The sequence below is a fragment of the Advenella sp. RU8 genome (genome assembly GCF_048381675.1).
Classification (GTDB): Bacteria; Pseudomonadota; Gammaproteobacteria; order Burkholderiales; family Burkholderiaceae_B; genus Advenella.
In genome coordinates this window covers 214,067-229,870 of the sequence record NZ_JBLWIS010000001.1, presented here as the reverse complement: position 1 = coordinate 229,870, position 15,804 = coordinate 214,067, and the positions used below count along the sequence as shown (strand labels likewise).

The window sequence follows — 15,804 nt, the reverse complement described above, 5'->3', positions numbered from 1 at the left end:
CTTTAGTGCCGGCAACTTTGCTTTAGCTATTATGCCGGCCAGAGCCAGACGCACTGCCAACCGAATCAACAATAGACCGCACCTTGCGACGCACCAAAAGCGCATTCACTACCCGCCACAGCAGCAAAAAAAACATAACCAGCGTAAAAACGATTGGCGGCACCAGGCTTTGCCCTTCTTCAAGCATTTTCCAGAAATGAATAATAACCAATACACCCACCAGATAAACGGCACGGTGCAGCCGTTGCCAGTTACGTCCTAATTTGCGAATGGATGCTTGCCGTGAAGTAGCCGCCAGTACACACATGATGGCAAAAGCCAACATACCTAGCAAAATGTACGGCCGATCGGCCAGATCCTGGAACATGAACGTAAAACTAAGCTTGCGGTCCTGCCAGAGCCAGGTAACCATATGCAAAAAAGCATAAAAGAAAGCATATAGGCCCAGCATTCTGCGCCAGCGCAGCAATGCCGGCTGCCCCAGAATTTGCCGGATGGGCGTAATGGCCAGCGTAAGGCACAGCATGCCCAAGGCCCACTGTCCGCTGGAGCGGGCAAAAAAAACGGCTGGCTCGCCCGTCATGCCACCGATACTATCCAAATAAAACCAGCGAACCACCGGAAACAGGCCCAAAATAAAAACAAAGGGCTGGATTCGGTCCAGGCTTTCGGCTTTCCAGGTTTTCATCTCACTTCCCTCAAGGACTCAGGACAGAACCTGGTTTCGATTGGTTTTGCAATGCATTTGCAACAAGTTTGCAAGGCCGGCAACATCATCAACAATCCGGGTGGGCTTGCTTTCATTAAGCTCACGCAAGCTGTGTGCGCCATAGGTAACCGCAATGCTCTCGACGCCGGCATTATGCGCCATCAGGATATCATGGGAGGTATCACCGATCATGACCGTTTCTTCAGCAGGAACCATGAGGGTTTCCATAAGCTCATTGAGCATTTGGGGATGGGGTTTGCTAAATGTTTCATCAGCCGTGCGGGTAGCGGCAAAATAATGCCCCAGTTTTTTCTGCTCCAGTACCCTGTCAAGCCCCACCCTGCTTTTTCCGGTCGCCACGGCCAACGCAACACCATTATCACGAAGCTCTTCAAACAGGGTCGAAATACCGTCAAAAAGGCACAAATCCGGGTCACGGGTGAAATAATGAAACTTGTAGCGACGGACAAATTCAGGCAAGAGTTCGGCCGTCAGGGTTGGCACTACCTTATACAGGGCGCTTTCAAGCGACAGGCCAATAACCCACCTGGCCTGCGCAGCAGACGGAACCTCAAGCCCCAAGTCCCGGCAAGCCGACTGGATCGCCTGCACAATAGACTGGGTTGAATCAATCACCGTTCCATCCCAATCAAATACCACCAATGAATACCGCATATTATTTACCAACCTATAAAAATTATATCTGCTGTGCTTCAAGCTTTTTCAGGACATGCAGGCAAGCTGCAGGCAACGGCGCCTCAAACTCCATGATTTCACCACTGATGGGATGAGGCACCTGAAGGCGGTGCGCATGCAAAAACATGCGATTGAAACCCTGCCGGGCAAAATACTCGCGAACCTCGTCCTTGCCATATTTTTCATCACCAACAATCGGGAAACCGCTGGATGCAAGATGCACCCTGATCTGGTGAGTACGCCCGGTTCGCAGCTCAGCCCCTACCAAAGTATATTTACCGAACCGTTGCACGCACGTGACAATCGTATGCGCAAAGCGCCCTTCTTTATCCACCCGAACCCGGCGTTCTCCGTCTGGCGTAAGATATTTGGTCAAGGGTAATTTTACATGCTGCCGATCATTGACCCAATCGCCGCACACCAGGGCAAGGTACTGCTTGCGCCCTTTCGACTCTCGCATGATTTCATGCAAGGCAACCAGGGCCGTGCGCTTTTTGGCAATCATCAGCAACCCCGAGGTTTCCTTGTCGAGGCGGTGCGCCAATTCCAGAAAGCGGGCTTCAGGACGGGCTGAACGCAACTGTTCGATCACCCCGAATGATACCCCGCTACCCCCATGCACCGCCACACCAGCAGGCTTGTCAATAACCAGCAAGGCATCATCTTCATAAACCACGGGGAACTCTGCCCCCGGTACTTTACGTGGCGCATCAGGCTCGGCCGTACGCAAGGGCGGGATACGCACCTGGTCACCCACTTGCAAGCGGTACTCGGCCTGGACCCGGCCTTTGTTAACCCTGACCTGTCCACTGCGAATCGCCTTGTAAAGATGGCTTTTGGGCACTCCTTTGCACACCCGGATCAGGAAATTATCGATGCGCTGATCCTCAGAATCGACATCAATCTTGACCACTCTTACAGAAAAAGATGAATTATTATCAGAAGTTTGTTTCCACATACACAAAAGAGCTCTATAATTCCCTCACCATATGAAGAATGGCGTGGGAAGGTTTGGCGTAGAGAAGCAAAAAAAATGCTGTTTCCGCCAAATCGTTAAAATCACATTGTACTGCTACTATCAAACAGCCGTACCTGTATTTCTCACCCGCTTCAGAGTTACTGGTCACCAAACGGGCAACGCTCACTGTTTTGTTGTCAATGCGGCAGGAAAATCATCTGCCCACAAAAAAGCCTCTTGGCCCGTTTGCTGTACGAATGAATGAATAAAAAACGCCTAATTTTTATTCCAGACTGGCATTGTCTAGGCGCCGTCTGGCATATACACAGAAGTTAATAAAAAATTGAATTTATCAATAAATATCAATTATCTGCAGACTGGGTCCTGTCCTGATTCAAACCAAGGAACCGCACCTGTCAAACAAGCGTATACATGCGCGGGTAACCCGCGCGCGTTCATTTTGCCCTTTCATTCGCACCCAAGTAGCTCTGTGGTTAATGCATACGATGTCCGTTGCATTAGTTAAACGGAGAATACCTTAAATGAAACGCATGTTATTTAATGCGACGCACCAAGAAGAACTACGCGTCGCGATTGTAGATGGGCAAAAACTTATCGACATCGACATCGAAACGGCAGGCCGGGAGCAACGCAAAGGCAGCATTTACAAAGCCGTGATCACCCGAATCGAGCCCGGACTTGAGGCCTGCTTTGTCAACTATGGCCATGACCGTCACGGTTTCCTGCCATTCAAGGAAGTAGCCCGCAGCTACTTCAAGGAAGGCGTCGATGTCCGGGGCGCCCGGATTCAAGATGCGCTAAGCGAAGGCCAGGAACTCATCATCCAGGTTGAAAAAGAAGAGCGCGGCAACAAAGGGGCCGCCCTGACCACCTTTATTTCACTGGCTGGCCGTTATCTGGTTTTAATGCCCAACAACCCTCGTGGTGGTGGCGTTTCACGCCGCATTGAAGGTGAAGAGCGCCAGGAACTGCGCGAAGCCATGGACCAGCTTGACCTGCCAGCCGGCATGAGCATGATCGCCCGCACCGCCGGTATTGGCCGCTCCGTTCCTGAATTGGAATGGGACCTGAAATACCTGCTGCAACTGTGGAATGCCATTGATTCAGCCGCCAAAGAATATCCCGCACCCGTCCTGATTTACCAGGAATCCAGCCTGGTCATCCGCGCCATCCGTGACTATTTCTCGCCCGACATCAGCGAAATCCTCATCGACACCGATGCGATTACCGAACAGGCTGTCGCCTTCATGAAAGACGTCATGCCCGATAACGTGAACCGCGTCAAGCGCTACCGTGACGATATCCCCCTGTTCTCCCGCTTCCAGATCGAGCACCAGATCGAAACCGCCTACTCCCGTACGGTTCAGCTGCCATCCGGTGGCGCGATTGTGATCGACCATACCGAAGCCCTGGTGGCCATCGACGTCAACTCAGCACGCTCCACACGCGGCACCGACATCGAGGAAACCGCACTGCGCACCAACCTTGAAGCCGCTGAAGAAGCCGCCCGCCAGCTACGCCTGCGCGACCTGGGTGGCTTGATCGTTATCGATTTCATCGATATGGAAGACAGCAAAAACCAGCGTGCGATTGAACAGAAACTGCGTGACGCCCTGCACTTTGACCGTGCACGTGTCCAAATGGGCAAAATCTCGCGTTTTGGCCTTATGGAACTGTCACGCCAGCGCCTGCGCCCCTCGCTTAACGAAGGCTCACACATTACCTGCCCGCGCTGTAACGGCACGGGCGTTATCCGTGACGTTGAATCCAGTGCCCTGAACATCCTGCGCCTGCTGCAGGAAGAAGCCATGAAAGACAACACGGCGGCCCTGCATGTACAGTTGCCCGTAGAAGTGGCCACTTACCTGATGAATGAAAAGCGGTCCGACATTGTCAAAATGGAATCCCGCCTTAAAATCAACGTGGTACTTATTCCCAACAAGCATCTGGAAACTCCTCATCATCATATCGAACGCATTCGTTATGATGACAATCGCCTTGATGAACCCAAAACCAGCATTGATCTGATTGAACAGCCCAGCACCATCGTGACCTGGGAGTCCAGTACTGAAAAAGCGGTTCAGAACGAACGCCCCGAAGCCCTGGTCAAGAGCATTTCCCGTGACCAGCCCGCCCCCGTCGTTCCTGCCCCCAAAACAGAACCATTGACCACGCCGCAACCCGGCTTGTTCAAGCGCCTGCTCAGCTGGTTTGCCGGAGAAAAAGCCGCTGCCCCTGAAACCGAAGTGCAACAGGAAGAAAAACCACGTCAGGCAAACCGTGCAAAAACCGGCCAGCGTAACGAACGCGGCACCGGCCGCAACCGCCGTGGCACTGAAAAACGACCAGAAACAACGACTGAGACCGACGAGGAAAAACGTCGTAATCCGCGTACAGCCAAACCCCGTGCCCAGGATAATCGCAACAAAGAACGCGAAGCCAAAGCTGCGCCAATAGAGGCCGTTACCGACACCGATGCTACCCAGTCTGCCGAAGATAGCGGTTCACGTTCACGCAGTCGTCGCAGCCGCCCCCGCAACCGCCGGGAAAACACGGCCGATAGCAATGAACAGAACCTGATCCAGGAAAATGGCAATATTGAAAACGCTTCCGCTGAAGCACCGGCCAAACAACGCCCTGCGCGCGTCAAAGCCGAACCGGATACCGCACAGGAAACAGGCGACACAAGTGCCAAAACCGTGACAACTGCAGTGGTAGCCACTATGGCAACCCTGCCCGCTACCGAAGTGGCAGAAGATCTTGCCAATGAAGACCAGGCGGAAGGCACAGTCGCATTCGATGAGGAAACCGGTGAAGCCCTGGATCCGAACAAACGTCGCCGCCCACGCCGCCGCAGCCGTCGCACACGCCGTCCGGCCGATGAACAAGGAACCACAGAAAGCACATCAGGACCCGCTGCCTTTGTGCCCAACGAGGTTCTGCTGGCTGAAGCAAACAACCTGACTCAAGCTGCAGCAGAAGCCGCTACAAGCCCCAAAGCTGAAGAAGCACAGGACAAAACGGTTACAGCAGAAACAGCGACTCAGGTAACCCCTGCCGTTGCCATTGAAGCAGAAGCGCCTGCCCAGCAGGCAGAACCGGTTGCCATCGCACCGGCTATTGAGGCAGAGTCCGCAACATCCACCGCATTGGAACCGGCACCCGCTGTCAAGGCAGAGGTAGTTGAAACTGTTACAGCCGAGCCGGCACCTGTCACGACCGATGTAGCAGCCACAGCCAGTGAGCAGCCTGCCGAATCGGCCGAAAGCAGCCTCTCCAGCACTGTTGCTGCAGTCGCAGAGACCGTAGCAATAAGCGATGCGGTTTCTCAGCCTGCGCCCGCAGAAGTACCCCCTGCCGAAAGCACTGAAAGTGCATCGGTAACCGTCGTGGAAACAAGCACTGAAACTGAAGCAAGCCCTGCAGTTGTTGCTGAAAACGAAACAGTAACCGACACCGCTACGAGCACCGCTATTGAATTCGTGGCGCCGGCAGCTACTGCCAATGCTCCCGCTTCAATCAAGGAAATTGCCTCCAGCACCGGCATGCAGTGGATTGAAACCAAAGCAAGCCTGGTACAGCAAGTGGAACAGCCCCAACCCAAACTGGGACGTACCCGCAAAACTGCACATAAAATAGAAGAAGCACCTTTGGAAATCGTGGAAACCAAAAAATAAGTTTCCCTAGATGTTCAATTGCATGAAAAAGCCCCTGGAATTAAATTTCCAGGGGCTTTTTTCTGTGTGCCTTCAGGCTTTACTGCCCGCTTCATACGGGCAGCACCAGAAACCTATTAATCCAGCGTAATATTACCTGCCTTGATCACTTTGGCCCAATCTTCACGCTCTTTGTCAGAGTAAGCCTTGAACGCCTCTGCCGTCATGGGCATAGCTTCAATACCCATGGCGTTAACCTTCTTGAGTACTTCCGGATCTGCAAGAGTGGCCAACAAATCAGCAGACACCTTATCAACCACTTCCTGCGGCAAACCGGCAGGGCCAACCAGACCTTGCCATGCATAGGCCACAAAATCATTCACACCCGCTTCTTGCATGGTAGGAATATCAGGCAACACATTAGACAAGCGCTCGGGTACCGCCACAGCCAGTACACGCACCTTACCGGCCTGGATATTAGGCAAACCAGAGCCCAGGTCGGCAAACATCAAATCTACCCGCCCACCAATCAAATCTTGTAATGCCGGTGCAGCGCCCCTGTATGGAACATGCAGGATATCCGTATTGGTCAGCTGTTTGAAGCGCTCTAGCGCCAAGTGGTGCGGAGAACCGGCGCCAGCCGAACTGGCCGACATTTTACCGGGTTCCTTGCGGGCCGCCTCGAGCAAGTCTTCCAGTTTCTGGTAAGGGGAATTGGCTGGAACGGCCAATACCAGCGGAAAACGGGCCAGGCCACCCAGATAGGTAAATTTGGCAGGATCGTAAGTTAATTGCTTGTACAGCGATGGGTTGAACGCCAAAGTACCTGAGTCTGCAGTACCCAAAACATAACCGTTAGGATCAGCGTTGGCGACTGCCGTTGCACCAATACTGGTACCGCCACCGGGACGGTTTTCAATCACTAGCGGCTTGCCCAGATGCTTTTCAAGATTCATGGCAACCGTACGGGCAATTACATCGGTACCACCCCCGGCCGGATAGGGTACCACCCAGCGAATGGGCTGTTCAGGCCAGGCCGCCTGAGCGCCCCCTGAAACCCCCAACGCCGCTACCAGCAACAACTTGTTAATTGACTTGATCATGGTTTTATCTCCTTCCAGTTACTATGCTTGCGTTACCTGCCTCAGTATTTCAGGTACGCAATCAGATTAAAATAAATGCTTAAACACTGCAAACACCAAAGGGCAAGGCACTTTCATGCCTTACCCCGGTACAAACCAAAAGCTAAAAACAACTAGTTTTCAAACGTGGCCGCATCATTAACGAGACGACAGATTTTTTCTGCATCTGCAATTTCATTGCTTAACAACAAAACCAGCTTGGTCAGGAACAGGCTGCGTTTTTCCTCGGGCAATTTGTCAATCGCAAATGACAGGCTATCGTAGACCTTCTCAAGGCTCTGGACATCAATACTCATTTTTCATTACTCCTCAGGCAGATTTTTTAATGAATTTCTGGAACGCATTTTCCAGGGTGCCCGGCACATATTGTTTCCAGCGGCCACAAATATGATGATCGGGACGAACCAGATAAACCTGGCCCTGGCTCGCGCCATAACGAGTTTGCAACAACCCGGCATCTACCTTGAAGGTTTTGTCAGCACCGGCAGTTGCCGTATTTTCAGAGGATAAAACAATCAGTTTGACCGGCACACCCTGGCTCTTGAGATCATCGACTTCTTTTTGCAATGACCCGGGCAGGCTTGCCTCGTTGCCAAAACAGACAATATTGAAATCCAGGCCAAACTCGTCATAAAGATACTGCTGGCCAGATAAATGGAGGTTGGGCATCGGTGCGCCATTTTCCAGTTCATGCATCATGTCCTGGTTATCATCACCAATGCTGTTAAGTGGAGAAGAACGGTACACATGGGCACGGGAGGTTCTCCAGTGAAACAGCGGACGGACGAATTCATGCTTCAGGGAAAGGGATAGCGTGGCATCACGCAGCAAGCGGAAGCCATCGGTAGGTGGGGCCATGAAACGGGTGCTTTTGCCTGCCTCATCAATAATTTCCATGGCGGCACCCACACGGTCATTGGTATAGGAATTAAGCAAATACGATGAACCCCAGCCTTTAATCGTAGCGACCAGTTTCCAGCATAAATCCATCACATCCTGGAAACCGGTATTGGCACCACGCACGCCAAAAATCGGCAGCATGTGGGCAGAATCACCAGCGAACAGGATGCGGTTATGCACATACTCGGGCAATGTCAGGGCGCGGGCGGAATACACCGAATACCAGTCAAGCTCCCATTCCTTGCCTTCATAGCCCATCATTTTCAACTGGGCATTGACTGCCTTGGTAATATTTTGCAGGTCCAATGCCTCTTCATTGGAAATATGGGCCGGCAACTGGTAGTCAAAACGCCAGATATTATCGGGTTCCTTATGTAGCAAAATAGTATTGCCACGGTTCCAGTCGGGTGAAAAATAGGCCAGGCGCTCGGTCGGCAAAGGCAAGTCGATACGAATGTCCACAATCACGAAACGGCCTTCGTAGCTGTTGCCTTCCATGGTCAGGCCCATGCTTTGGCGCACGCTGGAACGGGCACCGTCAGCCGCAATCAGCCAGGGGGTTTTGTAAGAATACTCACCCTCGGGAGTATCCACCACCAGGGTCACTTCGTGCTCATCTTGCGAGAAAGAAGTTAAATGGTTGCCCCAGCGCAATTCAATCAGGGGTTGCTTGGCCGCCTCTTCAACCAAGTAGGTTTCCAGGTAGTTTTGCTGCAGGTTGTTCAAAGGCGGATAGCTGTCTTGGGGATCAACCGGATTTTCCATGCGGAAAACACGCTCGCCATGATAAAAAGAATTGCCACTGGTCCAGGACAAGGCCTTTTCCATGATACGGTCGGCCACACCGGCAACCTTGAGGATTTCCATTGAACGACGGGTATAAACCAGGCCACGGCTGCCTTCGGATACCTGTTGCTCTGACAGTAGCACGATATTTTTAATGCCATGTTTGGCCAGGATAAGCGAGGCAACCAGGCCGATGGGACCACCACCGACAATGGTCACAACACCATTGGACTGGGCAGGGTCAGCAGGAAAAACAGGCGGGTAAACCGTATACTCGTGATACAGGGACTTACGCGGAACAGTAACTGGCGTATGCATAGTGTCTCCAGGAATGGATATTCTAAAATTTATGTTTGAAAACCATGCAACACGAATTATTGGTTGCATTTGCAATTAATTTTAGTTGCAAACACAACTATTTTCAAGTTTTTTTTGATCTGCGCTAATTATTTTCCAGATTGTGCTGGATTTTATTCATTAAATTAATAAGATTTTGTTGTTCTTCCAATGACAAGGTCTTCATGGCAATCTCGTTTCGATGGGTAATCAGGGCAACAACTTCCTCATAAACCAGCCGGCCTTTTTCAGTCAGGGATAAATCAAATGCCCGGGCATCCTGCTTTTGCTGCCGCTTTTCAATCAGCCCTTTGCTGACCAGGGAAACTACCGCCCTGCTGCCCTGGCTTTTATCAAGGTTGGCTTTTTTGGCTACCTGAACCACCGACAGCATTTTATTAAAACCAATCACGGCAAGTACCCTGCCCTCGGCAAAAGAAATACTGGCATGCTTGATGTCGGCATAGTCTGCATGCTTGTCAATTAACTTTGCCAGAGAGTGCAATTTATAGGTTAGGGAATTTTCAAGATTGAATGAATTGGCTGACATTATATTTTGGACATGATGAATTAAATTGCCATCATTCTATCAGCCATTCTACGATTGTTACCACGCGGGAGCGTGGGAACGAGAAAGCGTAGGAACGAGAGCGGCAGGATCATGCCAGAATGGCACCACCCTGTCGCAGGGGAGTGTTTAGGCGGACAAGGCCTCGTTGGACTGACGGGTCAACAGGGCCACCAGGCGGGCCAGTTCTTCACGCAAGTCCTGGCGCTTGACCACCATATCCACCGCGCCTTTTTCTAGCAGGAATTCGGCACGCTGGAAGCCTTCAGGCAATTGCTCGCGAACGGTTTGTTCAATCACCCGCGGACCGGCAAAACCAATCAGTGCCTTGGGTTCGGCAATTACCACATCACCCATAAAGGCAAAGCTGGCCGATACGCCACCCATGGTCGGGTCTGTCAGCACACTGATAAAAGGCAGGCCTTCGGCGGAAAGCCGAGTGAGCATGGCATTGGTTTTGGCCATTTGCATCAGTGAAAACAGGCTTTCCTGCATACGGGCACCACCTGAAGCCGATACGCAAATGAATGGGGTACGGTTTTCGATAGCGGCCTGAACACCACGCACAAAACGCTCACCCACCACCGAACCCATTGAACCACCCATGAAGTTGAATTCAAAACAGGCAAGCGTAACCGGCAAGGACATGATAGCGCCACGAACCACGACCAAGGCATCACTTTCGCCGGTTTGCTTCACGGCTTCAGCCAGGCGCTCGGGGTATTTGCGACTATCCTTGAACTTCAAGGGGTCGGTTGAGCGAATGTTATCGCCAATTTCAACCCGCCCTTCTGCATCAAGCAAGGAGTCTATGCGTGCACGCGAATCCAGTCGCATATGATGTTCGCATTTGGGGCAAACATTCAGGGCCCGTACCAGATCTTCCTTATACAGGGCGGTTTCACAAGAGGGGCATTTGACCCATACACCCTCGGGAACACGCCGTGAACCCGAATCGGCCTTCTTGTTGATACGGGGGGGGAGAATTTTATCGAGCCAACTCATTATTTATCCTTGTTTTGAACCTTGTCCAGCGCTTCGCGTATGCCCTTAAGCCATGTGCTGGCTGAAGCAACGGCCACATCGGTTACCTGGTCTTCAGGTTTGCCGACAATAGCCTGTTCCATTGTTTCGATGATTTTACTGCCAATGACAACCGCATCAGCCACTTGGGCAATTTTGGCGGCACTTTCGGCATCACGGATACCAAAACCGACACCCACCGGAATTTTCACGTGTTTCTTGATATCCAGCACGCGTTGCTGCACATCTTTAACATCAAGCGCCCCCGAACCGGTCACGCCTCGCAGCGACACGTAATACACATAACCTTCAGCCACGTTAGCCACAGACTGGATACGGGCTTCGGTAGAAGTGGGTGCCAATAAAAAGATGGGAGAAATTCCCTTTTCTTTCAAAAGCACGGTAAATTCATCAAATTCCTCGGGCGGATAGTCTACCACCAATACGCCATCCACGCCCGCCGCACCTGCTTTTTCTGCAAAAACGCGGCGACCCATTGCTTCGATGGGGTTGGCATAACCCATTAATACCACAGGCGTTTCGTTATTGAGCTTACGAAACTCACTGACAATTTCCAGCACACTTGACAGGCCTACGCCCTTGGCAATCGCCCGCTCGGCAGCACGCTGGATGACCGGACCATCAGCCATGGGGTCGGAAAAAGGCACGCCCAGCTCGATCACATCAGCACCGGCTTTTACCAGGCTGTGCATTAATGCCAGCGTAGCTTCCGGACTAGGATCACCAGTGGTGATGTAGGGAATCAAGGCTGCGCGTTGCCCTGCCTTTGCAAATGCATTGTCTATTCTTTTCAAAGCCATTATTGTTTTCCTTTACAGCTCGATTCCGCTAAATTCAGCCACAGTATGCATATCCTTGTCACCACGGCCTGACAGGTTAACCAGAATAATCTTGTCAGCAGGCAGGGTTGGCGCAAGTCTGGCCGCATACGCCAGGGCATGGGATGACTCAAGTGCGGGAATAATACCTTCCAGGCGGCAACAGTCATGAAATGCCTGCAGTGCCTCGGCATCATCTGCGCTTTCATAGGAAACACGGCCAATCTCACTTAACCAGGCATGCTCGGGCCCTACGCCAGGGTAATCAAGACCTGCGGAAATAGAGTGGGTTTCCTGTACCTGGCCATCTGCATTTTGCATCACGAAAGTACGGTTTCCATGCAACACGCCTATCTGGCCAGAATTGATGGAAGCCGCATTACGTGGTGTATCCAGGCCCTCGCCGGCAGCCTCAACACCAACCAGCTTGACCTCTTCGTAGGGAATATAGGGATAGAAAATACCCATTGCATTAGAGCCACCACCCACGCATGCAACCACGTAATCAGGCTGGCGGCCTGCATCGGCAGGCATTTGCACCAGACATTCTTCACCAATGATTTTCTGAAAATCACGTACCATGGCCGGATAAGGATGAGGACCGGCTACCGTACCAATAATGTAAAAAGTGTTATCAATATTGGTAACCCAGTCGCGCATGGCTTCATTCAAGGCATCTTTAAGTGTTTTGGAGCCAGATTCTACCGGCACCACAGTAGCGCCCAGCAATTTCATACGATAAACATTCAGCGCCTGGCGACGAACGTCTTCAGCACCCATGTAAACCACGCACTCCAAGCCGTAACGGGCTGCCACGGTAGCCGTAGCCACACCGTGCTGGCCGGCGCCGGTTTCAGCAATAATACGGGTTTTGCCCATTTTACGGGCCAGAAGAATTTGGCCAATACAATTATTAATTTTATGTGCACCAGTATGGTTCAGGTCTTCACGCTTGAACCAGATCTGCGCACCACCAAGCTTGTCAGACCAACGCTTGGCATGATAAACGGGACTGGGACGACCCACAAAGTGGTCCAGCTCATAGTTATATTCAGCAACGAAGTCGGGGTCATTCTTGTATTTTTCGTAGGCTTCGTTCAGTTCCTTGATGGCATGCATTAATGTTTCGGCAACAAAAATACCACCAAACTGGCCAAAATGACCTTTTTCATCTGGGTAATTATAAGGTTTCAAAACGCCTCCTGCAGCGCATTCAATTATTTTATTTAACAGCCATTTTACTGGATTTAGCAGCGGGACGCAGACATTACCCCCGGGATTTCCAATAAGGCCTGTAAAGCCCGGGACAATTGGTCACCATTCTGGATCTCGATGGTAAAGTGCATGTGCGCCAAAGAACGCTTACTTTGCGTGTTGACGCCCACCACCTTGAGCTTGAGTTTGGAAAAAGCCTCCGAGACATCCCGCAGCAATCCATTGCGATCCTGGGCATGCACGGCAATATTTACCGGATATACCGCATCCTCGGTATTTCCCCAGGTAACGTCAATCACCCGCTCGGGATTTTTATGCTTCAAGACGGCAAATGCAGCGCAATCCTGTCGATGGATGGATACCCCCCGGCCACGGGTTACAAAGCCCTCGATGGCGTCAGGTGGTGCCGGATGGCAACAACGGGCCAACTGGGTCATAAGGGAATCAACCCCCACCACCAGCACACCGCTTTTGCCGGAATGACGGGAGTCGGTCTGGCGCGCCACCAGGATTTTGTCCTCGGTGCCAGCTTCAGATGACGGCTCGGCAAAAGCCGAGGCGATGGATCGCAAGCTGAACTCATCCTTGGACACCGCTACATAAAGGTCATCGGCGCGGGCAAAACCCAGTTTTTCGGCCAACTGTTCCTGATTGACTGCCGTCTTGCCCAGACGCTGCAATTCTTTCTCAACCTGCTCTTGTCCGCTGGTAATGCGTTTTTGCAATTCAATCGCATTAAACCACAGACGTACCTTGGCCCGGGCCCGTGGGCTGGCCAGATAGCCCAATTGCGGATTAAGCCAGTCACGGGAAGGGCCTCCCGATTTGGCTGCAATAATTTCTACCGTCTGGCCGGTTTTCAGCTTGGTGTTGAGCGCCACCATCTGTCCGTCAACTTTGGCACCCCGGCAGCGGTGCCCCAAGTCTGTATGCAGATGATAGGCAAAATCAACGGGCGTGCTATCTTCGGCCAGCTCTATCACCCTTGCCTGGGGTGTTAGTACGTAAATACGCTCATGCCTTTGATCTTTCATCTGCTGCAGCTGTTCGCCGGTTTTCTGCAATTCGGCTTTTTTAAGGGCCAGCTCTGGCTGATTTGCACTATTTTCTTCGGTGGCTTTCTTTTCTTCTTTTTCGGTAAGGCCCACCTCTTTGCGCCATGAGAGCAACTGGCGCATCCAGGAAACCTGGCGGTCATACAGGCTGGAAGCGGCCACCTGACCGCCTTTTACTCCGGCCTCTTTGTAGCGCCAATGCGCCGCCATGCCATACTCGGCAAACTGGTGCATTTGCATGGTACGAATCTGGACTTCAAAAGCGCGGCCGTCATCACCCATGACCACCGTGTGAAGCGAACGGTAACCGTTGGGTTTGGGATTGGCAATGTAATCATCGTATTCATCCATGACCGGTGTCCACTTGGCATGCACCAATGACAGGGCGGTATAACAATCCCGTTCTGTATCCACAATAATGCGCAAAGCCTGCAAATCGTACAACTGGTCGAAATCAAGTTTTTTATTGCGCATTTTGTTATAAATGCTGTAAATGTGCTTGGCACGCCCGGCAACATCCGCCTTGATGCCCATTTCCTGCAACGAATCGCGAATGTCATTGACAGTGGCCGCCACAAGGCTCTCACGCTCTACCCGGCGGCTTTCCAGTTTTTTGGCAATATCCTTGTACACCTCGGGCTCGAGAAACCGGAATGAAAGGTCTTCCATTTCCCATTTTATCTGCCAGATCCCCAGGCGATTAGCCAACGGCGCATACACATCGCGGGTTTCAATGGAAATATCTTCCGGACAAGGTTTTTTGGTTTCGGCAAACCAGCGCAAGGTTTGCAAACGCGAAGCCAAGCGCACCAATACAATCCGCAAGTCTGTCGCCATGGCCAGCAGCATTTTCCGCAACATTTCCTGCTGGTTGCCACTATTGCCGCCCTCTTGGCTGGCAGCACCTGCATTGCGTGCCACCGCGCCTATTTTAACCAGCTCCCGCGAACCCTGTACCAAGTTAAATACTTCAAGCCCAAAATAACTAATGATTTCATTTTTATAGTTTTTTTCCGACTCGTTTTCCTGTTTTGCTGGCATGGCGGCAATCAGGCCAGACACCATGGTAGTGGCATCCACCTGCAACAAGGATAAAATCCTGACCACCCCGGCGGCATGCTTAAGGGCCGGTTCCCCGGTTTCCAGAACCTTTCCCTCCATGGCGTGCAAAGCCCAATCCACCGCTTTTTCAAGCATTTTCCTGTCATCGGGCCCAAGGTCTTCAGACACCGACTCAAGCCACACTTCATCAAGGGCGTTTTTATTTTCGCTATCGGGTATCATGTGAATCATGGTTAAAAATAAAATAAGAAATCAAACGGGACATACCGTATTGTACAGGCCGAAACTATGGACGCAAATACAAAAACGTTGTTAATCATCTGGCACTCACGCACCCATGCCGCCAGACAGGCGGCACAGGCTGCCTACGAGAGTGCCTGTAAAATTCGCCAGGAACTGGGGCAATCCGATGAAATCATCATGTTACACGCCAATGAAACAACTCTGGATGTGCTTTTACAGGCAGATGCCTACCTGTTCTGCGCCCCCGAAAACCTGGCCAGCTTAAGTGGCGCCATGAAAGAATTTTTTGACCGTTTTTATTATGATTTACTGGGTAACATTGAAGGCAGACCCTACAGTGCCATTATTACCGCTGGCTCTGACGGGCAAGGCGCCTTGCGCCAACTGCAACGCATTTGCACGGGCTGGCGCCTTAACGAAAAAGTGAAACCCATTATATTGAACACTGCCAGCCAGACCAAAGAAGAAATCCTGGCACCCAAGACCTTGACTGCCGAACAGCTGGCCAAGGCAGCGGAAGTGGGAAGCACGCTTTATGCATGGCTTTGAAATACGCAGCCTACACAGGAGTAAAGTGCCCCCTCTCAGTATGCAT

13 protein-coding genes are annotated in these 15,804 nt (G+C 51.7%); 2 read left to right on the top strand and 11 right to left on the bottom strand.

The annotated features are described in order from the left end of the window. Positions 1 to 22: 22 nt before the first annotated feature. From ACM5Q9_RS01020 to ACM5Q9_RS01010, 3 genes are read right to left on the bottom strand one after another with little or no spacing between them, the layout of a single operon-like run. Positions 23 to 688 carry a sulfite oxidase heme-binding subunit YedZ gene (locus ACM5Q9_RS01020; protein ID WP_418142877.1) on the bottom strand — a complete coding sequence of 222 codons (666 nt, stop codon included), beginning with the start codon at positions 686 to 688 and terminating at the stop codon, positions 23 to 25. Positions 689 to 706: 18 nt separating this feature from the next. After that, positions 707 to 1,384 carry an HAD-IIIA family hydrolase gene (locus ACM5Q9_RS01015; protein WP_418142876.1) on the bottom strand — a complete coding sequence of 226 codons (678 nt, stop codon included), beginning with the start codon at positions 1,382 to 1,384 and terminating at the stop codon, positions 707 to 709. 22 nt (positions 1,385 to 1,406) lie between these two features. Then, a complete protein-coding gene (locus ACM5Q9_RS01010; protein ID WP_418142875.1) occupies positions 1,407 to 2,363 on the bottom strand; it encodes an RluA family pseudouridine synthase in 957 nt (318 codons plus the stop codon). Between the two features lie 542 nt (positions 2,364 to 2,905). On the opposite strand from ACM5Q9_RS01010, the gene ACM5Q9_RS01005 reads away from it, so the two are divergent. After that, positions 2,906 to 6,061 (top strand): Rne/Rng family ribonuclease, encoded by a 3,156-nt coding sequence (locus tag ACM5Q9_RS01005; RefSeq protein WP_418142874.1) that lies wholly within the window; start codon positions 2,906 to 2,908, stop codon positions 6,059 to 6,061. Positions 6,062 to 6,177: 116 nt separating this feature from the next. On the opposite strand, the gene ACM5Q9_RS01000 is transcribed toward ACM5Q9_RS01005, so the two are convergent. From ACM5Q9_RS01000 to ACM5Q9_RS00965, 8 genes are all read right to left on the bottom strand, one after another. After that, positions 6,178 to 7,143 carry a Bug family tripartite tricarboxylate transporter substrate binding protein gene (locus ACM5Q9_RS01000; protein WP_418142873.1) on the bottom strand — a complete coding sequence of 322 codons (966 nt, stop codon included), beginning with the start codon at positions 7,141 to 7,143 and terminating at the stop codon, positions 6,178 to 6,180. A gap of 152 nt (positions 7,144 to 7,295) precedes the next feature. Continuing rightward, on the bottom strand, positions 7,296 to 7,478 hold the full coding sequence (locus ACM5Q9_RS00995; RefSeq protein WP_418142872.1) for a hypothetical protein: 183 nt from the start codon (positions 7,476 to 7,478) through the stop codon (positions 7,296 to 7,298). A gap of 13 nt (positions 7,479 to 7,491) precedes the next feature. Then, positions 7,492 to 9,186, bottom strand: coding sequence for an FAD-dependent monooxygenase (locus tag ACM5Q9_RS00990; protein WP_418142871.1), 1,695 nt, complete (start codon positions 9,184 to 9,186; stop codon positions 7,492 to 7,494). 124 nt (positions 9,187 to 9,310) lie between these two features. Next, complete coding sequence (locus tag ACM5Q9_RS00985) at positions 9,311 to 9,754, bottom strand: MarR family winged helix-turn-helix transcriptional regulator (RefSeq protein WP_418142870.1); 444 nt, start codon at positions 9,752 to 9,754, stop codon at positions 9,311 to 9,313. 147 nt (positions 9,755 to 9,901) lie between these two features. Further along, positions 9,902 to 10,777: an acetyl-CoA carboxylase, carboxyltransferase subunit beta gene (gene accD / locus ACM5Q9_RS00980; protein ID WP_418142869.1), complete on the bottom strand. Its 876-nt coding sequence runs from the start codon at positions 10,775 to 10,777 to the stop codon at positions 9,902 to 9,904. Continuing rightward, positions 10,777 to 11,619 (bottom strand): tryptophan synthase subunit alpha, encoded by an 843-nt coding sequence (trpA, locus tag ACM5Q9_RS00975; protein ID WP_418143143.1) that lies wholly within the window; start codon positions 11,617 to 11,619, stop codon positions 10,777 to 10,779. The genes accD and trpA overlap by 1 nt, the downstream gene beginning before the upstream one ends. A gap of 9 nt (positions 11,620 to 11,628) precedes the next feature. Further along, positions 11,629 to 12,828 carry a tryptophan synthase subunit beta gene (gene trpB / locus ACM5Q9_RS00970; RefSeq protein WP_418142868.1) on the bottom strand — a complete coding sequence of 400 codons (1,200 nt, stop codon included), beginning with the start codon at positions 12,826 to 12,828 and terminating at the stop codon, positions 11,629 to 11,631. A 53-nt stretch (positions 12,829 to 12,881) separates the two neighbouring features. After that, the gene (locus ACM5Q9_RS00965) at positions 12,882 to 15,197 is read right to left on the bottom strand and encodes a RelA/SpoT family protein (protein ID WP_418142867.1); all 2,316 of its coding nucleotides are present in this window, start codon (positions 15,195 to 15,197) and stop codon (positions 12,882 to 12,884) included. A gap of 57 nt (positions 15,198 to 15,254) precedes the next feature. On the opposite strand from ACM5Q9_RS00965, the gene ACM5Q9_RS00960 reads away from it, so the two are divergent. Continuing rightward, positions 15,255 to 15,758, top strand: coding sequence for a flavodoxin family protein (locus ACM5Q9_RS00960; protein ID WP_418142866.1), 504 nt, complete (start codon positions 15,255 to 15,257; stop codon positions 15,756 to 15,758). Positions 15,759 to 15,804: the final 46 nt, after the last annotated feature.